Here is a 23,135-nt window from a genome sequence, read left to right as displayed (position 1 = left end):
AGCAACTTCGGCCAAGAATGCGAATGCCACGCGGGGTTAAGGGGTTAATACACGCTCCACGACACTCGCGGAGCACCTACTGACAACGTTACTTCTCACTACTTTCTACTGCGCCCGCTGTTCAGATGCCACTCGGACATCAGGCATGCGGGACCAATGCTTCATACCACTGCACCACCTGTTCGACCGCCTGGTCGACCGACAATGCGGAGGTATCAAGCAGCTTTGCATCCGCTGCGGGCTTGAGCGGCGCGGCCGTGCGCTGACTGTCACGCTCGTCGCGCTCACGCAAATCCCGGAGCAAGTCATCTATATTAGCAGAAAATCCTTTTTGGATCAATTGCTTATGCCGGCGGGCCGCACGGGCCTCGACGCTGGCGGTCATGAAGACCTTCAGCACGGCGTCCTGGAAGATCACCGTGCCCATGTCGCGGCCGTCGGCGACCAACCCCGGTTCCTTACGGAAAGCCCGCTGACGGGCCACCAGCGCGGTTCGCACGGGCGCGTGCACGGCAATCGCCGAGGCCCGGCTGCCGACTTCTTCGGCGCGAATGTCGGCGGATACGTCGGCGCCGTCGAGCTGCGCCAGCCCCTCGCGAAAGGTGATGTGCAGATCGTCGATCAACTTGACCAGCGCCTCGACGTCATCCGCCACGATGTTGTAGCGCATGCTGGCCAGCGCGGCGAGCCGGTACAGCGCGCCGCTATCCAGCAAGTGGAAGCCAAGATTCGCGGCAACCAGCGCGGCCACGGTGCCTTTGCCCGAGGCGCTGGGGCCGTCGATCGTAATGACGGGCGTTTGGTGAAAGGGACGGATCGGTTTCATCGAAAAAGTCGCACGTCAGTCGATTCAGGAGCGAATCAGGGTTGAGCGAGCGCGGTGAAGCGCTCGAAATAGTCAGGGAACGTCTTGCCGACGCACTTCGGGTCGTTGATCCGGACCGGCACGCCGCCCAGGCTCACGAGCGAGAAGCACATCGCCATGCGGTGATCGTCGTAGGTGCCGATCGAAGCGTTCGGAATCAGCTTTTCAGGCGGCGTGACGACGAGGAAATCCTCACCCTCCTGCACCTTCGCGCCGACCTTGCGCAGCTCGGTGGCCATCGCGGCGATCCGGTCGGTTTCCTTCACACGCCAGCTCGCGATGTTGCGCAGCGTGGTCGTGCCGTCCGCGAACAGCGCGGCGACGGCGATCGTCATCGCGGCGTCCGGAATCAGGTTGAAGTCCATGTCGATAGGATCGAGCTTGCCGTTGTCGTTGCCGACACCGCGCACTTCGATCCAGTCGTCGCCCATCTGCAGGTTCGCGCCCATCTTGATGAGCGCATCGGCGAAACCGACGTCGCCCTGGATGCTGGAGCGGCCCACGCCTTCCACCCGCAGCGGGCCGCCACCAAGCGCGCCGGCCGCGAGGAAATACGACGCCGACGACGCGTCGCCTTCCACCATGATCGTGCCCGGCGACTGATAGCGCTGCCCCGCCGGCACGATGAACCGGTGCCATTCATGGCGCTCGACCTTGATGCCGAAGCGCTCCATCAGCTTGATCGTGATCTCGATATACGGCTTCGAGATCAGCTCACCGTCCACCTGCACGGTCGTCACGCCGCTTTCCGTGCGCAACAGCGGCAACGTCATCAAGAGCGAAGTCAGGAACTGGCTCGACACGTCGCCGCGCACGCGGATCGGTGCGTCAGCCGTGATTTGCGCCGGACGGATCCGCAGCGGCGGATAGCCTTCGTTCTCTTCGTAGTCGATCTTCGCGCCGATCTGCCGCAAACCGTCGACCAGGTCGCCGATCGGCCGCTCGTGCATACGCGGCACGCCGTGGATACGATAGTCGCCGCCATTCACGGCGAGTGCCGCAGTCAGCGGGCGCACCGCCGTGCCGGCATTGCCAAGAAACAGATCGGCCGTGCGCGCCGTGAACGCGCCACGTGTACCGGTCACGACGCAGGTGTCGCCTTCGCGCTTCAGACGCACGCCGAGCTTTTCGAGCGCGTCGAGCATCACGCGGGTGTCGTCGGAGTCGAGCAGGTTCGTGATCGTCGTTTCGCCTTCGGCGAGCGCCGCGAGCAGCAGCACGCGATTCGAAATGCTTTTCGAGCCGGGCAAACGAACCGTGCCGGACGCACGAGAAAATGGTCCGAGATCGAGGAATTCCATGATTGAGTCCAGTTCCGGTTATTTCGAGGCGTCGCCGAGGGCGGCCCCTGCACTGCGCTGTTCCTGCCATTCGCTGCGCGCGACGCGCGAGCGCGCGAACACCGCTTCGAGCGCTGCGCCGTCGCCGGATTCGATCGCCGCGCGCAAGCGCGCGAGCACCGCCGTGTAGGCATCCAGTTCGTCGAGCAGCGCGGCGCGATTCGCCACGCACACATCGCGCCACATTTCCGGGCTCGACGCGGCGATACGCGTGAAGTCACGGAAGCCACCGGCGGCGAATGAAAATTTCAGCGCGGCGTCGGGCGAATTGAGAATCTGCTCGACCAGCGCGAACGACAAAACGTGCGGCAAATGGCTGACCGATGCGAGCACGCGATCATGCTGCTCGGGCGTCATCTCCCGCACACAAGCGCCGGTTGCACGCCACATCGCGGCAACGCGTTCGACCGCTTCCGGCACGTTCTCCGGCAGCGGACACAACACGACATTGCGATTCACATACAAATCGGGCAACGCCGCATCCGGGCCGCTCGCCTCACGGCCGGCAATCGGATGCCCCGGCACGAACTGGCCGATGCGTGCGCCGAGTGCCGCGCGCGCGGAAGCCACCACGTCCGACTTGGTGCTGCCGGCATCGGTGACGATCGTGCCTGCGTCGAGAAACGGCGCAATGCGTTCGAGCAACGGCTGAGTCTGCGCGACAGGTGCGGCAAGCAGCACGAAATCGGCGCCGGACAACGCCGCCCGCAACGCCGCGTCGTCACCCAACGCCGCGGTTTCATCGACCACACCCAACTCGAGCGCGCGCGCCGTCGATGCGGACGAACGCCCGACACCCACCACGGTTCGCGCGCCTGCCGCCTCACCCCGCTCACGCAGCGCGCGCGCGAGCGATCCGCCGATCAGGCCGACACCGAAAATCACCAGCTTATTAAAAGAAAACGCGGCCACGTCGGTCACTGAAAAAGCGCGCCTTCAGAAAGTGAGGCGCGCGGGTCAAGGTCAATCGCTTACGCGGTGGCGAGGGTCTTTTCGAGCGCCGCGAGGAACGCTTCGTTTTCTTCCGGCAGGCCGATCGTGATGCGCAGCCACTGCGGCAAACCGTAGTTGCCGACCGGACGAACGATCACGCCCTGCTTGAGCAACGCGAGGTTGACGCGGTTGCCCGCTGCGTCGTCATTGCCGACGCGCACCAGCACGAAGTTGCCGTCCGACGGCACATACTCAAGGCCGAGTTTGTCGAACGCTTCGGTCAAAAGGCGATAGCCCTGCGCATTCAGGGCCGCGCTCTTTTCCAGAAACGCCTTGTCGTTCAGCGCTGCGATCGCCGCGGCTTGCGCCAGCGTGTTCACGTTGAACGGCTGACGCAGACGGTTCAGCAGATCGGTCAACTCCGGCTGCGCGATGGCGAAGCCGACACGCAGGCCGGCCAGGCCAAACGCCTTCGAGAACGTGCGCGAGACCAGCAGATTCGGATAGCGGCGCACCCACGCGATCGAGTCGTAGCGCTTTTCTTCCGGCAGATATTCCGTGTACGCCTCGTCGAGCACGACGACCACGTTGCGCGGCACCTTGTCGAGAAACGCTTCGAGCTTGGCGCCTTCGATGAACGTGCCAGTCGGGTTGTTCGGGTTCGCGACGAAAATCAGGCGGGTGTCGTCGGTAATCGCGGCGAGCATCGCGTCGAGGTCGTGGCCATACTTGACGGCCGGTACGACGATCGCATTTGCGCCCACGCCTTGCGTGGCGAGCGCGTAGACCGCGAACGAGTACTGCGCGTAGACGATCGACTGACCCTTCTCGACGAACGCATGCGCGGCAATTTCGAGAATGTCGTTGCTGCCGTTGCCGAGCGTGACCCACTCGGCCGGCACCCCGTAGCGCTCGCTCAGCGCTGCCTTCAGTTCGAATGCATTCGCGTCCGGATAGCGGCCGAGTTCGCTGGCCGCTTGCGCCATGGCGCGTTGCGCCGATTCCGGCATGCCTAGCGGATTTTCGTTCGACGCGAGCTTCACGATGGTCGCTTCGTCGAGGCCAAACTCGCGGGCCACTTCCGAAATCGGCTTGCCGGCGATGTAAGGCGCGATCGCGCGCACATAGGAAGGACCGAAGGACGTTGTCATGAAAATCTCCGAACGACTAATTAGTAATAAGTGGACCTGCGACAGGCGCGCCCAGACCGCGTGCGCGCGCCTGGGCCGACATCAACGGGCGCGCGGATACGAGCCGAGTATCTTCAGGAACGCGGCCTTCTGACCGAGTTCGGTGAGTGCGGCGGCAACCGCCGGCTCGTCGCGATGGCCTTCGACGTCGATGTAGAAGTAGTACTCCCACGTGCCGACGCGCGCCGGACGCGACTCGAAACGGGTCATGGACACGCTGTGGCGCGCCAAGGGCTCCAGCAACTTGAACACGGCGCCCGGCTCGTTCGCCACGGAGACGATCAACGACGTCTGATCGTGCCCGCTGACGCCGGTGCGCTCCTTGCCGATCATCACGAAACGCGTGCGGTTGTGCGGATCGTCCTGGATCAGGGCGTACGCGACTTGCAGACCGTAATGAGTCGCCGCGCGGTCGCCTGCGATGGCCGCAACCGTCGGATCTTCCGCCGCCATGCGCGCGGCTTCGGCATTGCTCGACACCGCCTGACGCTCGAGATGCGGCGCGTTGGTCGCAAGCCAGCGCTGGCACTGGGCAAGCGCCTGCGCGTGCGCGCACACTCGCGTCACGCCAGTGAGGCCGCCGTTCAGCGTCAGGAGATTGTGGTGAATCGGCAAGGCAAGTTCGCCGCCGATCGTGAGCTGGGTTTGCAACAGCAGATCCAGCGTGCGCGACACCGCGCCTTCGGTCGAATTCTCGACCGGCACGACGCCGAATTCGGCGGCGCCTGCTTCGACCGAGCGAAATACTTCGTCGATCGACGGGCACGGCAGACCTTCGATCGACTGACCGAAGTACTCGTGCATCGCCTGTTCGCTGTACGTGCCAACCGGGCCAAGATACGCGGCCTTGATACTCTTTTCGAGCGCGCGGCTCGCGGCCATGATTTCGCGCCAGATCGCGCTGATATGCTCGCTGGCCAGCGGGCCCGCGCTCATATCCTGCAAGCGCGCGATCACCTGCTGCTCGCGCTCGGGGCGGAACACCGGTGCGTTGAAATGCTTCTTCACCTCGCCCACTTCGAGCGCCACCGCGGCACGCTGATTGAGAAGCGCGATCAACTGCGCGTCGAGCGCGTCGATGCGTTCGCGAAGGGGTTTGAGTCGGGTATTGAGTTCGTCGTCCATGCGTGAAAACGGCCCTGCCGGTAGCTACTGCACAAATGCGTGCTGGAAAGGATGCGCGTGCCTGAATATCGAAGACGATCAGGCGCTGCGCTGTTCGAATTCCTTCATGTATTCGACAAGCGCTTTGACGCCTTCGAGCGGGACGGCGTTATAAATCGACGCCCGCATGCCGCCGACGGACTTGTGGCCCTTTAGCTGCACCATTCCCCGCGCTTTCGCGCCGGCCAGGAAATCTTCGTTGCGCGACTCGTCGGCGAGGAAAAACGGTACGTTCATCCGCGAGCGCGAGCCACGCTCGACCTTGTTCAGATAGAAGCTGCTCGAATCGATCGTGTCGTACAACAGCTTCGATTTCTCGAGGTTACGCGCTTCCATCGCGGTAAGGCCGCCCTGCTTCTTCAACCACTTGAACACCAGCCCCGCGATGTAGATCGCATACGTGGGCGGCGTGTTGTACATCGAGTTGTTCTCGGCGACGGTTTTCCATTCGAACGCCGACGGGCAGATCGCCTGCGCGCGGTCTAGCATATCTTCGCGGACGATCACGACGGTCACACCCGCCATGCCGATGTTCTTCTGCGCACCGCCAAACAGCACGCCGTATTTGGCAATGTCCATCGGGCGCGACAGGATGTGCGACGAGGCGTCCGCCACCAGCGGAATATCGCCGAGGTCGGGAATCTCGAACGTCTCGACGCCGTGAATCGTTTCGTTGGTGCACAGATGTACGTATGCCGGATCGTCCGACAACTGCCATTCCGAGCGCGCCGGTGCGCGCGTGAAGCCCTCGGCCGTTTGACCGCTCGCCGCCAGATGCACGGTGCCGTACTTTTGTGCTTCTTTCAGCGACTTTTGCGACCAGGAACCCGTCACGACGAAATCCGCGCGCGGTTTCGCGCCCATCAGATTCATCGGCACGATTGCGTTTTCGCCCAGACCGCCGCCTTGCAGGAACAGGATGCGGTGGCTGGCTGGCACCGCGAGCAAGTCGCGCAGATCGACGAGCGCCTCCTCGTGGATCGACATGAATTCTTTGCCGCGATGGCTCATTTCCATCACGCTCATGCCACTGCCGTGCCAATCGAGCATCTCGTCGGCTGCCTGACGCAGCACTTCTTCGGGCATGGCCGCGGGGCCGGCGGAGAAATTAAAGACGCGCATCGTGAGATCCTGGAAGCTGGCGCGAAAAACGAACAGATCGCGCAAAAATCGGCGAAGTTGGCAGCCGCGAAGGCAGCCATTGCAAAGCTTGCGACGCGAACTCGACAACGCGAGTTTGACGACGCGCGTTTGGCAATATTTCCGCACCCAAAAAGAAAATGGCCGTCTGCGCGTGTGCGCAAACGGCCATTATCGCATTGTCACCGCCAACCCGCCAAACCCGACACGCCATATGGCTTGCGGAGCGGCGGCTAGCGCGATGTCAGCGCAGCCTTTCGACCCTTTGGTTCAACTCGCCGGCTTTTTTAGCCAACTCATTTAACCAACTTACTTAGCCGGCTTGACCGAAGCGACTTCCTTGTCAGCCTGGTCGCGCGTTGCCTTGATCGATTGCGGCATGTACTTTTGCATCAAGCCATTCACGACGTCGCGGCCAACCTGGTCTTGCACCTGGATGAACTTGCGGCCAGTCGGGCTCTTGTAGAACGCGGTCAGATCCTTGATTTCCGACGTGCTGTAGTACTTCGCGTAAGCGTCGTACTGAGCTTGCATGGCGTCTTGGCGGAAGCTGTCCGTTGCGAACACTTGACCTGCGCCGTCAACCAGCTTCGGCACTGCGTTCTTTTGCAGCGTCGGGACGGAAGCCTGCTTCTGCTTGTCCGTCATCGTCTTGTTTTCGCTCAGGGCGTCCGACAGGATAGCCGGAACCAGCTGCTTGGCTTGCATCTGGGCGCTGTTGCCGATCGCGCCGACGAGCTTCTGTGCGTCGATTGCGTCCAGCAAGTCCTTGATTGCAGCCTGCTTGGCCGGATCAACCGGTGCAGCGGCAGCAGCCGGAGCCGCCGGGGCCGGGCTCTGAAGCGCTTGAGCCATAGCGAAGGTCGGCACGAGAGCAGCCAGCAACATCAGTTGTTTGAATCGTTTTTGCATCATTACTCCCTAAGAGAAATTAACTTGAACTGCAAGCTGCGCGGGATGCGTATCGGCCCGACACGCCATTGTTCCCTGCGCAGCTTTCAACCAATAACTGAGACTGAAAGCTACCGACGCGAATCAGGCCGCACCACCGTCTTCACCGCCGTTGTCGCCTTCGGCAGGACCTTCGGTGTCGCCTTCCACATCGATATCTGCTTCCGCCTCAGCAACCTGTTGCAGACCTGAAAGCTTGGTCCCTTCGTCAAGGCTGATGAGTGTAACACCTTGGGTTGCGCGCCCCATTTCGCGGATTTCCGATACGCGCGTACGAATCAGCACGCCCGTATTGGTGATCAGCATGATCTGCGCTTCCTGATCCACCAGCGTCGCGGCGACGACCTTGCCGTTACGCTCCGACGTCTGGATCGCGATCATTCCCTTCGTGCCGCGCCCGTGACGCGTGTACTCGATGATCGGCGTGCGCTTGCCGTAGCCGTTTTCGGTTGCGGTCAACACCGACTGCTGCTCGTCGCCGGCCACCAGCAACGCAATCACGCTCTGGCCGTCTTCGAGTTGCATGCCGCGTACGCCACGCGCCTCGCGGCCCATCGGGCGCACGTCGTTTTCGTCGAAGCGAACTGCCTTGCCGGAATCCGAGAACAACATCACGTCATGCTGACCGTCTGTGATCGCGGCGCCGATCAGGTAGTCGCCGTCATCCAGACCGACCGCAATAATACCCTTGCGCAACACGCGGCCAAAGGCTTCTAGCGGCGTCTTTTTTACGGTTCCTAACGCGGTGCCCATAAAGACGAATTTGTCAGCCGAAAATTCCTTGACCGGCAAGACAACCGTAATCTTCTCGCCGTCCTGCAGCGGGAAGATATTGACGATCGGACGGCCGCGCGAGTTCCGCGAACCTTGCGGCACTTCGTAGACCTTCACACTGTAGACGCGACCACGATTCGAGAAGCACAGAATGTGATCGTGCGTGTTCGCGATGAACAGCGTGTCGATCCAGTCGTCTTCCTTCATCGCCGTGGCCTGTTTGCCGCGGCCGCCCCGCTTCTGCGCACTGTATTCGGACAGCGGCTGCGATTTCACATAGCCCGCGTGCGACATGGTCACGACCATCTCTTGCGGCGTGATCAGGTCTTCGGTGTTCAGTTCGGTTGCGTTCAGCTCGATCTTCGAGCGGCGCGCGTCGCCGAATTCGGCTTTGATCGACGTCAGTTCCTCGACGATGATTGCCGTAATGCGTTCCGGGCGAGCCAGAATGTCCAGCAGGTCGGCGATTTGCGCCATCACTTCGCGGTACTCGCCGATGATCTTGTCCTGCTCCAGACCCGTCAGGCGTTGCAGACGCATCTGCAAGATTTCCTGAGCCTGGGTGTCGGACAAGCGGTAGAGGCCGTCGGACTGCATACCGAACGACGGATTCAAACCGTCAGGGCGATAAGCCTCGCGACCACCGGCCGACGCGTTTTCCGTCTCGGCGCGCGACAACATTTCGCGCACCAGCGACGAATCCCACGGACGCGCCATCAATTCCTGCTTGGCGATCGGCGGTGTCGGCGCGGCCTTGATGATCGCGATGAATTCGTCGATGTTGGCGAGCGCGACTGCCAGACCTTCGAGCACGTGACCGCGTTCGCGGGCCTTGCGCAGTTCGTATACAGTGCGCCGCGTCAGCACTTCCCGGCGATGCGACAGGAAGCACGCCAGCATTTCCTTCAGGTTCAGCAGCTTCGGCTGGCCGTCGACCAGCGCGACCATGTTCATGCCGAAGGTGTCCTGAAGCTGGGTCGCCTTGTACAGATTGTTGAGAACCACTTCCGGCACTTCGCCGCGCTTCAGTTCGATCACGACGCGCATGCCGCTCTTGTCGGATTCGTCGCGGATGTCGGAGATGCCTTCGAGCTTCTTCTCGTTGACCAGTTCGGCGATGCGCTCCAGAAGTGAGCGCTTGTTCACCTGGTACGGCAACTCGTCGACGATGATCGACATGCGTTGACCGCGGTCGATTTCCTCGAAGTGAGTGAGCGCGCGCATGACCACACGGCCGCGGCCGGTGCGGTAACCATCGCGCACGCCAGCCACGCCGTAGATGATGCCGGCGGTCGGGAAGTCAGGCGCCGGAATGATCTCGATCAGTTCGTCGATCGTGGCTTCCGGGTTTTTCAGCAGATGCTGACATGCGTCGACAACCTCGTTGAGGTTGTGCGGCGGGATGTTGGTCGCCATGCCGACCGCAATACCGGACGAGCCATTGATCAGCAGATTGGGGATACGCGCCGGCAGGATGGCCGGTTCGTTTTCGCTGCCGTCGTAGTTCGGCGTGAAATCGACGGTTTCCTTGTCGATATCGGCCAGCAGCTCGTGGCCGATCTTCGCCATGCGGATTTCGGTGTACCGCATTGCCGCGGCGTTGTCGCCGTCGACCGAACCGAAGTTGCCCTGACCGTCCACCAGCATGTAGCGCAGCGAGAAGTTCTGCGCCATCCGGACGATGGTGTCGTAAACAGCCGTGTCGCCGTGCGGGTGATATTTACCGATGACGTCGCCGACGATACGCGCCGACTTCTTGTACGCCCGGTTCCAGTCGTTGTTCAGTTCGTGCATCGCGTACAGCACGCGCCGGTGCACCGGCTTCAGGCCATCGCGAACATCGGGAAGCGCACGCCCCACGATCACGCTCATCGCGTAATCGAGATACGAACGGCGCATTTCCTCCTCTAGGGAGATTGGCAGAGTCTCTTTGGCGAATTGATCCATTATCCGTATCTTTTACGTGCCAAGGCGACGGCGTGAAGCTGACCTCACCTCGCCGCGCCTTCGCGTAAGCATTGCAGGCGCAACGCATCACGCGATTCTAACATGCCGCGCATCCGCCCCCGGCTGGGGTACGTATACCTATTAGCAGACGAGCGGGAACGGCGCCTGAACGCCCCAAGATGAAGTCGGGGCAGGCTCGATTTGTGCGTGGGGCAATTCGCCGCTCAGCCATGACTGGCGGTGCCTACAGCGGATTGCTTCTGTTGCGCATGCACCACAATTGGAGGGTGATTTGATCGGGGGCAGATTTTTTTATCGTTGGAAGGGAACGATATGGCAAAATGCCAACGCACAAAGAGTTAGACACTGCTCGAAGTCTACACAGCACGTTTTTTGTTCTACACCGATGTTATACTTCGAGCAATGTATGACTTGTCTTCGTCAACAGGCTCGCAGTAAACCTGCGGTAATCTCAATTTCGAGAGGAGAAATATGAATAAACTTTCAAAGCTCGCGTTCATTGCAGCTACCGCAGTTATGGCTGCATCCGCCATGGCGCAATCGGTGCCGGCGTCGCGACAAGCTACGAACGACAACTGGGTGAATGGTACCGGCGAATACGTGTGGATGAACGGCACGAACGAGCTTTGCTGGCGCGATGCATTCTGGACGCCGGCAACGGCCAACGCTAAGTGCGATGGCGCCCTGGTTGCCCAGGCTCCGACCCCGCCGGCTCCGGTCGCACCTGCACCGGCTATTACGAGCCAAAAGATTACGTATCAAGCTGACGCTCTGTTCGACTTCGACAAGGCCATCCTGAAGCCGGCTGGCAAGGAAAAGCTGGACGATCTGGCATCGAAGGTCGGCTCGCTGAACCTGGAAGTCATCGTTGCAACGGGTTACACGGACCGTATCGGTTCGGACAAGTACAACGACCGCCTGTCGCTGCGCCGTGCTCAAGCTGTGAAGTCGTACCTCGTGAGCAAGGGCATCGAATCCAACCGTATCTATACGGAAGGCAAGGGCAAGCGCAACCCGGTCACGACCGGTTGCAACCAGAAGAACCACAAGCAACTCGTCGCTTGCCTCGCACCGGATCGTCGCGTGGAAGTCGAAGTTGTCGGTACTTCGAAGCAGTAAGCTACAAATTACCGCAGTATCAAAGCCCCGCTTCGGCGGGGCTTTTTTTATGCCGCAGCTGCGGGCGCTACTCGCCTTCTCCTCCGAGTACGCGCCCGATCTGCCGGAACAGGACGCGCCAGCCACCGCGCGGCATTTTGCCGCCCCGTCGCCCGGCCTATATACTTAGGGTTTATCCTCGAGCGCCCGCTCAACGCTCTCATCGAGGCAGCTTCCGCTATGACCAACGCCGATCCCCACGAACTGCAGAAATTTAGCGACCTCGCGCATCGTTGGTGGGACCCGAATGCCGAATTCAAACCGCTGCATGAACTCAACCCGATTCGTCTAAGCTGGATCGACGCGCACGCACATCTCGCCGGCAAAACCGTGTTGGATATCGGCTGCGGCGGCGGCATTCTGTCGGAGTCGATGGCGGGATTGGGGGCGCATGTGAAGGGAATCGATCTGTCGACCCAAGCGCTCGGCGTGGCGGATCTTCACAGCCTTGAAAGTGGTGTAACCGTCAGTTACGAAGAAATCGCCGCCGAAGCACTCGCCGCCCGCGAACCGGGCACTTACGACGTCGTCACCTGCATGGAAATGCTCGAACACGTGCCCCAACCGGCCGCCATTGTCGAAGCATGCAAAACGCTCGTGAAACCCGGCGGCTGGGTGTTTTTCTCCACGCTGAACCGCAATGTGAAGTCGTATCTGTTTGCGGTGATCGGCGCCGAATATATCGCGCGGATGCTGCCCAAGGGTACGCACGACTACGCGCGGTTCATCCGCCCGTCGGAATTGGCCGGCTTTGTGCGCGCTGCCGACCTGCGTACAGTCGACATCAAAGGTATCGTTTATAACCCGCTCAGCAAGCACTTCACGCTGTCCGCCGACACGAGCGTGAACTACATGCTCGCCTGCCGCCGCGACGTCTGATCCGCCTCGACCTGCCCGGACTCAATCCAATCAATGAGCGATCCCACGCCCCTGCCCCAACGCGAAGACAACGACGACGCGCTCGGTCTTTGCCAGGCTGTCCTGTTCGACCTCGACGGCACGCTGGCCGACACCGCGCCCGATCTCGCGGCCGCAGTCAACAAGATGCGCCACGATCGCAGCCTCGAGATGGTGCCGCTCGAAGACCTGCGGCCGCTCGCGTCGGCGGGCGCGCGCGGTCTGATCGGGGGGGCGTTCGGCATCGGCCCTGACGATCACGAGTTCGCGTCGATGCGTGAGGAGTTTCTCGCCAACTATGAAGCGGACTTATGCATCGAGACCACGCTGTTTCCCGGCATTCCCGAATTGCTCGACGATCTCGATGCGCGGGGCGTGCGCTGGGGCATCGTGACGAACAAGGTGGCAAGGCTCACTGAGCCGCTGATCGCGCAACTCGGCCTCGAAGAGCGCGCCGGCTGCGTGGTGAGCGGCGACACGACCCCGCATTCGAAGCCGCACCCCGCGCCGCTGTTGCACGCCGCGCGTGAGCTGGATGTCGTGCCCGAGCGCATCGTCTACGTCGGCGACGACCTGCGCGACGTGCAGGCGGGTTTCGCGGCCGGCATGAAGACCATCGCGGCCGCCTATGGTTACTGCGGCAACGACATTCCGCCGACTCAATGGCACGCGCAGCATGTCGTGCACTCGCCAGCGGAATTGCAGAAGCTGCTGCGCGACATCGGCTGAGGGGTTGAACAGCTGAACGCAAATAGCGAACACCGCAGACAGGCCACACGCAACGCATGGCGGCGGCTTGCGGCTTCGCATTGACAGCGCACCAGCACACGGCCAGCCATCAAGCCAATCACCCAGGACGTGGCCGTCAAACTATTGTAAAATCTCCGTCTGGCCCAGATATTTTGGGCAACGAACCGCGGGGGCGACCTGGTTTCGACAGGGGTTGCGAAGCGGCTAGGGCATACCGAGGACCCGTCACCTCGTTAATCAATGGGAAAAACGTAACTGCAAACGACGAAACGTTCGCACTGGCAGCCTAAGGGCCGCCGTCCTCTGCCTAGTTCACTGACGGGCTAGAGTCGCAAGACCGGTAGCAATACCGACAGAGGTCATATACGTCAGTTAAGTCTTGGTGGCGTCACGACGCCAAGGTCGAAAATCTAGTGAATCGCCGTCACGCAGCGTGTTCGTCCGCGTCGTGGTGGTTAAATCAAATGACAGAACTAAGTATGTAGAACTAGTCGTAGAGTGCTTCTGGACGCGGGTTCGATTCCCGCCGCCTCCACCAGAACATCGTTTCAAGCTGCATCATCAAGACTCAAAACCCGTAAGCGGCCTGCTGCTTGCGGGTTTTTTGTTGCCTGCGCATAAAACAGAAGGCCCGCTCATCGAGCGGGCCTTTTTGCTGGCGCGTATGGCGGGTGTCGAAAAAAGCCGCGTGAGGCCAAGGGAATAAACGCATCCGTCCAATCGTTTATTCCGCACGCACGACCGCACACTGCGTTCCGCGCGAGACCAACATCAAAACCAGGAGCCGACATCATGCGCAAGACTCTCTTATGCCTCACCACGCTGACTCTCCTCGCACTGCAACAGACCGCTTTTGCCGAGGCCCCGAAGATCGTCGACGGCCGCTTCGTCACCGCGGACGGCATGACGCTCTATACCTTCGACAAAGACACCAAGCCCGGCATGAGCGCCTGCACCGGCGGCTGCATGACTAACTGGCCGGCGGCCATGGCGAGCACGTCGGACAAGCCCTCAGGCGACTGGACCGTGATTCCTTCGGCCGACGGCAAACAGCAATGGGCTTATAAAGGCCATCCGCTGTATCGCTACGCGGCCGACAAGCAAGCGGGCGACATGAAGGGAGACGGCTTCAAGGACATGTGGCACACGGCGAAGCCATAACCGACAGCCGCTGAACGATGGGCCAGAACCGAGAGACCTTATAAAAAAACTTAAACGAAAAACGCCGGCTGCAAGCCGGCGTCTCGAACGAATACAAAACGGAACATGAAAGCGCTGATTCGCTTATTCGTCTTTAGGACACTGCAAATTACACCCGTTCGGATCGCCATTGTCGCCGCGCTTGCGCATGGCTGATTTTTTGTTGGACTGGTATTTGTCCGAGGGCGTGGACGCCGCAAACGGCATCTGCGGATGCTCGGCAAGACGGAACTGATCTTGCAGGATACCGCCCGGCACACCTGGCGAATTCTGTGCGAAAGCAACCGAAGCGGTGGCGAGAAGCACCCCGGCCGTCGCTGCCGCAGCACATGCGTGAAGAAGAACTTTCATATCGGTTCAGCGCGGCGTAGCGCGCGGTTAAGGCGTAAGCGGAAGGATAGAGATTATCCCAAACAAACGCCCCTCGCAGCGGCGACGGCACCAATTTGTTTACAGTCGCTTACGCCGCACCAGGGCCTAGCCCCGCATCAAGATCGAGCAGCTTGCCGCAGTCGCGTGGATCGTAACCTTCGAGCTGTTCAACGCTATGCCGAAATGCCGCGCCGCGCAGCAAGTTGATCACCGTTGCGAGCGGCGCGCGCTCCAGCCGGGCGCGGTCGCAGGCGAAGTAATAGTCTTCGTCGACGATCGGAATGAAGTCGAGCCCGAAGTGATGCGCTGCCGGCTCGACGCCGAAACCCACATCCGCCATGCCGCTTGCCACGAACGCCGCGATCGCCGAGTGCGTGAGTTCCGCCGATGCATAGCCGTTGACCCGATCCGGATCGACTCCGACTTTTCGTAGCGCGAGATCGAGCAGCATGCGCGTGCCGGAACCAGGCTGACGATTGACGAAGCGAATGTCGTCGCGCGCGAGATCGCTCAGGCCGCCGATGCCCTTTGGATTTCCCTTGCCGAGAAAGAGGCCCTGCTTGCGCTTCGTCAGATGCACAAGCACGTGGCGCTGCGGATCGAGCCAACGTCGATAGGTATCCGCGCAGGCCGCGCGAAACTCGCCTAGCGGCAAGTGAAAACCGGCCAGATCACATTCGCCCCGGGCGAGCGCGCTCACCGCGTCCGCGCTGTCGCGGTATTTGATATCGACCGGCAAGTCGTTCGCGACCAATGCCGTCACCAGCGCCGCCACGGCGTAACCGTGCGACGCGTAGATGCGGACGTCGTCGGCCGCCGGCGCGAGCCAGCGGTTCAATTCGCTGGCGACTTCGCTCGCGAGCGCCTGCATGTTGCCGTCGAGCCGCTCGCCGCACAGACGCTGCGCGCGCAACACGGCCTGCCCGAGCTCGGACAGCACCGAGCCGCGTCCACGCTCCTTCGCGATCAGCGGACCACCCAAACGCTCCTCGATGCTGCGCAACAAACCCCACGCGTGACGGTAGGACAAACCCTTAAGCGTCGCCGCCTGCGCGATGCTGCCAGACTCGTCCACCAGCGCGAGCAACGGCACGACGTCCGACAGGCTTGCCTCACGGCCATCCGGGCCCTTCACAACCAGCTGCGCCTGGCACTCGATCCTGATCATATATGTTCAACTCTTTCCTATTGCATGAGGCGAATCACCCGCCTATTGTTCGGCTATCCCATATCGAATATACGAAGCATAAGTGCACGCATTATGAATAACAAGTGCATATATGACTTTGGAGGAGCCCCCACTTGGACGATTCCATCGCCGTCGCGCCGGAGCAGTTGGTGCAGCGTCACGCGCAACCGGGCAGGTCGCTGCTAGCGGTACTGCACGCCATTCAGGACGAACTCGGCTACGTGCCGCCCGACACGGTTGCGCCTCTCGCGCGTGCCATGAACCTGTCGCGCGCGGAAGTGCATGGCGTCATCACCTACTACCACCACTTCCGCACGCAGCCCGCGGCGCCCGTCACGGTGCAACTGTGCCGCGCCGAAGCATGCCGCAGCATGGGCACCGAGGCGCTCGCGCAGCATATCGAGGCGCACACCGGCTGCCGTTTTGACGCGGAGCATCGGCATGGTGAGACGGTCGAACTGGAATCGGTCTACTGCCTCGGCCAATGCGCACTATCGCCGGCGATGATGGTCAACGGCACGCTCCATGCGAAAGTGACGCCGCAGAAATTCGACGCGCTCTTCGCCGCCGCCAGCAAATGCGTGGAGGTAACGGCATGACGCGCATATACGTACCCTGCGATTCGTCGGCGCTTGCGCTCGGCGCCGATGCACTGGCTCAAGCGATCGAATCCGAAGCCGCACGCCGCGGCATTGCAATCGAACTGGTTCGCAACGGTTCGCGCGGGTTGCTGTGGCTTGAACCGCTCGTCGAAGTTGCGACGGCTGAAGGCCGCGTCGGCTATGCGAACGTCGAAGAGAGCGACGTTGCCGCGCTGTTCGACGCCGGCTTTATCGAAGGTGGCGAGCACGCCCGCCGTGTCGGTGTAGTCGATGACATCCCGTATCTGAAGAAGCAGCAGCGTCTGACCTTCGCGCGGATCGGCATCACGGATCCGCTGTCCGTCGACGATTACGTCGCTCACGGCGGCCTCGACGGTCTCAAGCAAGCCCTGCAAACCGACGGCGACGCCGCCTGCGAAGCGCTGATCGAATCCGGCCTGCGCGGCCGCGGCGGTGCAGCCTTCCCTGCCGGCATCAAATGGCGCACGGTGCGCGGCGCCAAAGCGGCGCAGAAATACATCGTCTGCAATGCGGACGAAGGCGACTCCGGCACCTTCTCCGACCGCCTCGTGATGGAAAGCGATCCGTACGTGCTGATCGAAGGGATGATCATCGCGGGCGTCGTGACCGGCGCGACAGTCGGCTACATCTACGTGCGCAGTGAATATCCGCACTCGATCGCGACGCTCGAAGCCGCGATCGCCAAGGCGCGCGCCGCTGGCTGGCTCGGCGATAGCGTGCTCGGCTCGGCAGCGCATCGCTTCGAACTGTTCGTCGCGAAGGGCGCAGGCGCCTATGTCTGCGGCGAGGAAACCGCGCTGCTCGAATCGCTCGAAGGCAAACGCGGCATTGTGCGCGCGAAGCCGCCGGTGCCGGCGCTAGTCGGCCTCTACGGCCAGCCGACCGTGATCAACAACGTCATCACACTCGCGACGGTGCCGATCATCTTCGCGCGTGGCGCTGCTTTCTATAAAGATTTCGGCATGGGCCGTTCGCGTGGCACGCTGCCGTTCCAGCTCGCCGGCAATGTGAAGCAAGGCGGTCTGGTCGAGTTGGCGTTCGGCGTCACGCTGCGCGAATTGCTCTATGACTATGGCAGTGGCACGGCAAGCGGACGCCCGGCGCGCGCCGTGCAAGTCGGCGGCCCGCTGGGTACGTATTTGCCGGAAAGCCAGTGGGACATCCCCATGGACTACGAAGCGTACGCGGCCGTCGGCGCGGTGGTCGGCCACGGCGGCATCGTCGTGCATGACGACACGTCGAATCTCGCCGAACTCGCGCAATACGCGATGCACTTCTGCGCGCTGGAATCGTGCGGCAAATGTACACCGTGCCGGATCGGCTCGACGCGTGGTGTCGAAGTGATCGGACGGATCCGCAACGGCGATACGTCCACGCGGCAAGTGCAGTTGCTGCGCGATCTGTGCGACACGATGGTATCCGGTTCGCTCTGCGCGATGGGCGGCATGACGCCGTTCCCGGTGTTGTCCGCGCTCGACCATTTTCCCGAAGACTTCGGTCTCGATAACGTACACGACCACGCGCCCAAAGCGGCTGCGGCCTGACCCAGGAGCCTCACATGTCCGATGTGCTCAACTCCCCTGCCGGTGCCCCGAAGGAAGTCCCTTTGAGTGGCGGCTGCGGCTCCGGTAATTGCGCGTGCAAATCGCAAGCACAAGCGCAACGTGCGCCCCGTTCGTTCTTTGACGACACCGACTACGGCACTCCCGCGCGTCATGCCGACGTCGACGTCACGCTGGAAATCGACGGCCAGGCAGTGACGGTTCCGGCCGGCACTTCCGTGATGCGCGCCGCCGTCGAAGCCGGTGTCAACGTGCCCAAGCTCTGCGCAACCGATTCGCTCGAACCGTTCGGCTCGTGCCGTTTGTGCCTCGTCGAGATCGAAGGCAAGCGCGGCTACCCCGCTTCGTGCACGACGCCTGTCGAAGCCGGCATGAAGGTCCGCACGCAAACCGATCGTCTGCAATCGCTCCGCCGTAACGTGATGGAGTTGTACATCTCCGATCACCCGCTCGACTGCCTGACCTGTCCCGCCAACGGCGACTGCGAATTGCAGGACATGGCGGGTGTCACCGGCTTGCGCGAAGTACGCTACGGCTTTGACGGCGCGAACCATCTGAAGGACAAGAAGGACGAATCGAATCCGTACTTCACGTACGATCCATCGAAGTGCATCGTCTGCAATCGCTGCGTGCGCGCGTGTGAAGAAACGCAAGGCACGTTCGCGCTGACCATCGCCGGGCGCGGTTTCGAATCACGCGTCGCCGCGAGCGAAAACAAGCCGTTCATGGAATCGGAGTGCGTATCGTGCGGCGCGTGCGTCGCCGCGTGCCCGACCGCGACCTTGCAGGAAAAGACCGTCATCATGCTTGGCCAGTCCGAACATTCGGTGGTCACCACGTGCGCCTATTGCGGCGTGGGCTGCTCGTTCAAGGCCGAGATGAAGGGCAACCAGGTCGTGCGGATGGTGCCACACAAGAACGGCCAGGCCAACGAAGGCCACGCGTGCGTGAAGGGCCGCTTCGCCTGGGGCTACGCGACGCACAAGGACCGCATCACCAAGCCGATGATCCGCGCGAAGATCACGGATCCGTGGCGTGAAGTCAGCTGGGAAGAAGCGCTCACGTACGCGGCGTCGGAATTCCGCCGCATTCAGGCGAAGCACGGCCGCGATTCGATCGGCGGCATCACGTCGTCGCGCTGCACAAATGAAGAAACGTATCTCGTGCAGAAGCTCGTGCGCGCCGCGTTCGGCAACAACAACGTCGACACCTGCGCACGTGTGTGCCATTCGCCGACCGGCTACGGTCTGAAGACCACACTCGGCGAATCGGCCGGTACGCAAACCTTCGCCTCGGTCGACAAGGCGGACGTCATCATGGTGATCGGCGCGAATCCGACCGACGGCCACCCGGTGTTCGGCTCACGTATGAAGCGCCGTATCCGTGAAGGCGCGAAGCTGATCGTCGTCGATCCGCGCCGCATCGATATCGTCGATACGCCGCACGTCAAGGCCTCGCATCATCTGCAATTGCGTCCTGGCACCAACGTGGCAGTGGTCAATGCGCTTGCGCATGTGATCGTGACCGAAGGCTTGCTGAACGAAGCGTTCATCGCCGAGCGCTGCGAAACGCGCGCGTTCGAGCAATGGCGTGCGTTCGTCGCCCTGCCCGAGAACGCGCCGGAAGCGACGGAGGAACTCACTGGCGTGCCCGCCGCGTCCATCCGCGAAGCCGCGCGCATCTATGCCACCGGCGGCAACGCCGCAATCTACTACGGCCTCGGCGTCACCGAACACGCGCAAGGCTCGACGATGGTGATGGGCATCGCGAATCTGGCGATGGCGACCGGCAACATCGGCCGCGAAGGTGTCGGCGTGAACCCCTTGCGCGGTCAGAACAACGTGCAGGGTTCGTGCGACATGGGCTCGTTCCCGCACGAACTGCCGGGCTATCGCCACATCAGCGATTCGATCACGCGCGCCTTGTTCGAGGAAGCATGGAACGTCACACTGCAGCCCGAACCGGGCCTGCGCATTCCGAATATGTTCGACGCCGCCGTGCACGGCACCTTTAAGGGCCTGTACTGCCAGGGCGAAGACATCGTGCAATCCGATCCGAACACGCATCACGTGTCGGCCGCGCTGTCTTCGATGGAATGCATCGTCGTGCAGGACATTTTCCTCAACGAGACCGCGAAGTACGCGCACGTGCTGCTGCCGGGCTCGTCGTTCCTCGAAAAGGACGGTACCTTCACCAACGCGGAACGCCGCATTTCGCGCGTGCGCAAGGTGATGCCGCCGGTGCCGGGTTACGCCGACTGGGAAGTCACGGTGATGCTCGCGCGCGCACTCGGTTATGAAATGGACTACGCGCATCCGTCGCAGATCATGGACGAGATCGCACGTCTCACGCCGACCTTCCATGGTGTGTCGTACAAGAAGCTCGACGAACTCGGCAGCATCCAGTGGCCATGCAACGAGAACGCGCCCGACGGTACGCCGACCATGCACATCGACACCTTCGTGCGCGGCAAGGGCAAGTTCGTGATCACGAAGTTCATCGCCACGCCGGAAAAGGTCACGCGCAAGTTCCCGCTGCTGCTCACCACGGGCCGCATCCTGTCGCAGTACAACGTCGGCGCACAGACGCGCCGCACCGAGAATTCGCGCTGGCACGACGAAGACCGTCTCGAGATCCACCCGCACGATGCGGAAGAACGCGGTATCAGGAATGACGATTGGGTCGGCATCGAATCGCGCGCGGGACAAACCGTGTTGCGCGCGAAGGTGACCGAGCGGATGCAGCCGGGTGTCGTCTACACGACGTTCCACTTCCCCGAATCGGGCGCGAACGTGATCACCACCGATAGCTCGGACTGGGCCACCAACTGTCCCGAGTACAAGGTGACGGCGGTGCAGGTGATGCCGGTCGAACAGCCGTCGCAATGGCAGCAGGACTATTCGCGCTTCAACACGGAGCAGCTCGATCTGCTGAAGCAGCGTGAGTTGGCCAACGCAACGTCGGGTAAGTGAGGCAAGCCATGGACAGTCAGAATCTGATCGACATGGCGAACCGGATCGGCGATTTTTTCGATTCGATGCCGGATCGTGAGGAAGCGCTCGCCGGCATCGCCGATCATATCCGCCGCTTCTGGGAGCCGCGCATGCGGCGCGCTTTGCTGGCGGAACTCGATGAGCCGGATGCGAGTGGCGTCGAGATGTCGGGCATCGTCAGGGAAGCGCTCGTCAAGCATCGTGACAGCTTGACGCCGGCTGCGGTTTAAGCGAAGGCCGGTCGGCCGGCGGATACGACGCGCGCGAGGCGTGTTCGTGTCAGCACCACCTCACAGCGCCGCCTGCTCCGGTATCACGCCACCCACTGCGAACCACGCTTCGCAGTGGCGCAGCAAGCCGTGCAGGTCGGACCCCGTGCGGCCGCGCGCGCTGATGTAGCCGTCCGGCCGCACCAGATAGAACGACGGCCGTGTGCGTCCATACGATTCGGACAGCGCCGGACCGCCCTCGCCGCTCGTATCGGTCACGCGCCAGATGCGCACCGCGCCCGGCAACAATCGCTCGACTTCCACAGCCAGCCGCTCCAGTTCCGGGTCCGGCGGCGGTGCGTGCTTCGCGGCCGGATCAAGCGGTGTGTCGTCCACTGCGAGCGGCGGGACCAGCAGGAACAACGAGAAGAACGCCGGATCGTGCAGATCGAAAATGCAACCGACGCCCGGCGCACGGCCAAGCGGCCCATCCACTACGTGCACCAACGCATCCGGTGCGCGCTCGCCGGCACGCGGGCCGCCGTCGAGCAGACGTTCAAGCGTTAGCGGACTGCGCCGATACTGCACCGACAACTCGCTGATCGTCATACGCGCCGCATCGCGCAGCGGGCCGAGCGCGGCCAGCACCGGCATCACGCGCTCACGCAGCAGCTTCAGCGGTCCATGATCGGCCTCGGCCATATGCGTGATGAAGCCCGTTTGCCGCAGCACGTCGCGTTCGATCGGATGCCGTTCATTGTGGTACGTGTCGAGCAGACGGTCAGGCGCCGCGCCTTTCAGAACGCGCGCGATCTTCCAGCCGAGATTGAACGCTTCCTGAATGCCCGTGTTCATTCCTTGCGCGCCGGCCGGGCTGTGTACGTGAGCCGCATCCCCGGCGAGGAAGATGCGGCCTACACGCAGCCGATCCACCATTCTGCTGTTCAAATGAAAATACGACGACCATGCCAGGTCCGACACGTCGACGCGTTCCCGCACGCGCCGGGTGATCAGCGCCTTGCATTCTTCGAGCGACGGCGGCGAGACGTGGTTGAGCGGCGGCTCGCCGAGTACCGCGGGCGTGGCCGGCGGCGGGACAGGGGTCGGTTCGACCGGATGGTCCGCAATCAGACGATGACGGCCATGACCCATCGGAAACAGCGCGACGAGACCCTCGCCCGACGCAAAGATATGGAATTCGTCCTCGGGCCAATCGGTTTCGGCATGCACATCGGCCAGCAGGAACGTCTGCTCGAAGGTGCTGCCCGCAAAGCTCAAACCGAGCCGATGGCGGATCGTGCTATGCGCGCCGTCAGCCGCGATCACGTACGACGGGCGCAGAGTCTCGGTATGGCCGTCCGCGCGGCGCAGCGTCACCTGAATGCTGGCGGAACCCTGCACGAACATCATCAGCTCAACGCCGCGTTCGACTGTCACGCCGAGCGTCGCGAGATGCTCCGTCAGCAAACGTTCGGTTACGGATTGATCGAGAAACAGCAGATAGGGATAGCGCGTGCGCAGCGGATCGAAATCGAGGCGCGCGAGACGCATGCCATTGGAAAAAAGATTGGCGATGCGTGCGCGATGACCGAGGTCGAGAAACGGCTCGATCAGGCGGTGCTGTTCAAACAGTTCAAGCGTGCGCGCCTGAATGCCGATGGCCCGTGAATACGGATTCGGTTGCAGCGCTTTGTCGATCAGACGCACGGGGATGTGGGCACGCGCCAGACTCATTGCCGCGGCGAGTCCGGTCGGACCCGCCCCAACGATCAGCACCGGCGACGCATCGTGTGCGGCAGCGTCCATACGGGACTCCGGAGACAACAGACCGTTCTAGTGTACGCCGCCGATAAGCCG

At 62.2% G+C, this 23,135-nt stretch carries 19 protein-coding genes and 1 other RNA gene; 9 read left to right on the top strand and 11 right to left on the bottom strand.

What is annotated here, in order from left to right; translation table 11 throughout:
• Nucleotides 1-139: 139 nt before the first annotated feature.
• The 8 genes from cmk to gyrA all read right to left on the bottom strand — a co-directional run bounded on the left by cmk (nt 140) and on the right by gyrA (nt 10,256).
• Entirely contained in the window at nt 140-826 is a 687-nt protein-coding gene (gene cmk / locus M0D66_RS06165; RefSeq protein WP_093639232.1) for a (d)CMP kinase, read from the bottom strand.
• A gap of 35 nt (nt 827-861) precedes the next feature.
• On the bottom strand, nt 862-2,166 hold the full coding sequence (aroA, locus tag M0D66_RS06160) for a 3-phosphoshikimate 1-carboxyvinyltransferase (protein WP_266209477.1): 1,305 nt from the start codon (nt 2,164-2,166) through the stop codon (nt 862-864).
• Nucleotides 2,167-2,184: 18 nt separating this feature from the next.
• On the bottom strand, nt 2,185-3,126 hold the full coding sequence (locus M0D66_RS06155; protein ID WP_266209475.1) for a prephenate dehydrogenase/arogenate dehydrogenase family protein: 942 nt from the start codon (nt 3,124-3,126) through the stop codon (nt 2,185-2,187).
• Nucleotides 3,127-3,176: 50 nt separating this feature from the next.
• Entirely contained in the window at nt 3,177-4,289 is a 1,113-nt protein-coding gene (gene hisC / locus M0D66_RS06150; protein ID WP_200650576.1) for a histidinol-phosphate transaminase, read from the bottom strand.
• Between the two features lie 81 nt (nt 4,290-4,370).
• Nucleotides 4,371-5,453 (bottom strand): prephenate dehydratase, encoded by a 1,083-nt coding sequence (pheA, locus tag M0D66_RS06145; protein ID WP_093639221.1) that lies wholly within the window; start codon nt 5,451-5,453, stop codon nt 4,371-4,373.
• Nucleotides 5,454-5,531: 78 nt separating this feature from the next.
• Nucleotides 5,532-6,614: a 3-phosphoserine/phosphohydroxythreonine transaminase gene (gene serC, locus M0D66_RS06140; protein ID WP_093639299.1), complete on the bottom strand. Its 1,083-nt coding sequence runs from the start codon at nt 6,612-6,614 to the stop codon at nt 5,532-5,534.
• A gap of 327 nt (nt 6,615-6,941) precedes the next feature.
• The gene (locus M0D66_RS06135) at nt 6,942-7,544 is read right to left on the bottom strand and encodes a DUF2059 domain-containing protein (protein ID WP_054037403.1); all 603 of its coding nucleotides are present in this window, start codon (nt 7,542-7,544) and stop codon (nt 6,942-6,944) included.
• Nucleotides 7,545-7,667: 123 nt separating this feature from the next.
• Entirely contained in the window at nt 7,668-10,256 is a 2,589-nt protein-coding gene (gyrA, locus tag M0D66_RS06130; protein ID WP_234486501.1) for a DNA gyrase subunit A, read from the bottom strand.
• Between the two features lie 540 nt (nt 10,257-10,796).
• On the opposite strand from gyrA, the gene ompA reads away from it, so the two are divergent.
• From ompA to M0D66_RS06105, 5 genes are all read left to right on the top strand, one after another.
• A complete protein-coding gene (ompA, locus tag M0D66_RS06125) occupies nt 10,797-11,444 on the top strand; it encodes an outer membrane protein OmpA (protein WP_054037229.1) in 648 nt (215 codons plus the stop codon).
• A gap of 219 nt (nt 11,445-11,663) precedes the next feature.
• Nucleotides 11,664-12,362, top strand: coding sequence for a bifunctional 2-polyprenyl-6-hydroxyphenol methylase/3-demethylubiquinol 3-O-methyltransferase UbiG (ubiG, locus tag M0D66_RS06120; protein WP_093639212.1), 699 nt, complete (start codon nt 11,664-11,666; stop codon nt 12,360-12,362).
• A gap of 33 nt (nt 12,363-12,395) precedes the next feature.
• On the top strand, nt 12,396-13,109 hold the full coding sequence (locus M0D66_RS06115) for an HAD family hydrolase (RefSeq protein ID WP_093639209.1): 714 nt from the start codon (nt 12,396-12,398) through the stop codon (nt 13,107-13,109).
• A 189-nt stretch (nt 13,110-13,298) separates the two neighbouring features.
• Nucleotides 13,299-13,668: a transfer-messenger RNA gene (ssrA, locus tag M0D66_RS06110) on the top strand.
• 254 nt (nt 13,669-13,922) lie between these two features.
• Complete coding sequence (locus tag M0D66_RS06105) at nt 13,923-14,291, top strand: hypothetical protein (RefSeq protein ID WP_093639206.1); 369 nt, start codon at nt 13,923-13,925, stop codon at nt 14,289-14,291.
• A gap of 123 nt (nt 14,292-14,414) precedes the next feature.
• Here M0D66_RS06105 and M0D66_RS06100 read toward each other — a convergent pair whose 3' ends face one another.
• Together M0D66_RS06100 and M0D66_RS06095 are read right to left on the bottom strand one after the other, a co-directional pair.
• The gene (locus M0D66_RS06100) at nt 14,415-14,681 is read right to left on the bottom strand and encodes a hypothetical protein (protein WP_200618156.1); all 267 of its coding nucleotides are present in this window, start codon (nt 14,679-14,681) and stop codon (nt 14,415-14,417) included.
• A gap of 109 nt (nt 14,682-14,790) precedes the next feature.
• Nucleotides 14,791-15,870 carry a substrate-binding domain-containing protein gene (locus M0D66_RS06095; protein ID WP_093639202.1) on the bottom strand — a complete coding sequence of 360 codons (1,080 nt, stop codon included), beginning with the start codon at nt 15,868-15,870 and terminating at the stop codon, nt 14,791-14,793.
• Between the two features lie 134 nt (nt 15,871-16,004).
• On the opposite strand from M0D66_RS06095, the gene M0D66_RS06090 reads away from it, so the two are divergent.
• From M0D66_RS06090 to M0D66_RS06075, 4 genes are read left to right on the top strand one after another with little or no spacing between them, the layout of a single operon-like run.
• Entirely contained in the window at nt 16,005-16,490 is a 486-nt protein-coding gene (locus tag M0D66_RS06090; protein WP_093639199.1) for an NAD(P)H-dependent oxidoreductase subunit E, read from the top strand.
• On the top strand, nt 16,487-18,058 hold the full coding sequence (locus M0D66_RS06085; protein ID WP_266209454.1) for an NADH-quinone oxidoreductase subunit NuoF: 1,572 nt from the start codon (nt 16,487-16,489) through the stop codon (nt 18,056-18,058). The genes M0D66_RS06090 and M0D66_RS06085 overlap by 4 nt, the downstream gene beginning before the upstream one ends.
• A 14-nt stretch (nt 18,059-18,072) precedes the next feature.
• On the top strand, nt 18,073-21,048 hold the full coding sequence (fdhF, locus tag M0D66_RS06080; RefSeq protein ID WP_200618154.1) for a formate dehydrogenase subunit alpha: 2,976 nt from the start codon (nt 18,073-18,075) through the stop codon (nt 21,046-21,048).
• An 8-nt stretch (nt 21,049-21,056) separates the two neighbouring features.
• On the top strand, nt 21,057-21,299 hold the full coding sequence (locus M0D66_RS06075; RefSeq protein WP_266209452.1) for a formate dehydrogenase subunit delta: 243 nt from the start codon (nt 21,057-21,059) through the stop codon (nt 21,297-21,299).
• A 60-nt stretch (nt 21,300-21,359) separates the two neighbouring features.
• Here M0D66_RS06075 and M0D66_RS06070 read toward each other — a convergent pair whose 3' ends face one another.
• Nucleotides 21,360-23,084 carry an FAD-dependent monooxygenase gene (locus tag M0D66_RS06070; RefSeq protein ID WP_093639186.1) on the bottom strand — a complete coding sequence of 575 codons (1,725 nt, stop codon included), beginning with the start codon at nt 23,082-23,084 and terminating at the stop codon, nt 21,360-21,362.
• Nucleotides 23,085-23,135: the final 51 nt, after the last annotated feature.

The organism is Paraburkholderia sp. SECH2 (assembly GCF_030464795.1).
GTDB lineage: Bacteria > Pseudomonadota > Gammaproteobacteria > Burkholderiales > Burkholderiaceae > Paraburkholderia > Paraburkholderia aspalathi.
This window is presented reverse-complemented; position numbering and strand designations above follow the sequence as displayed.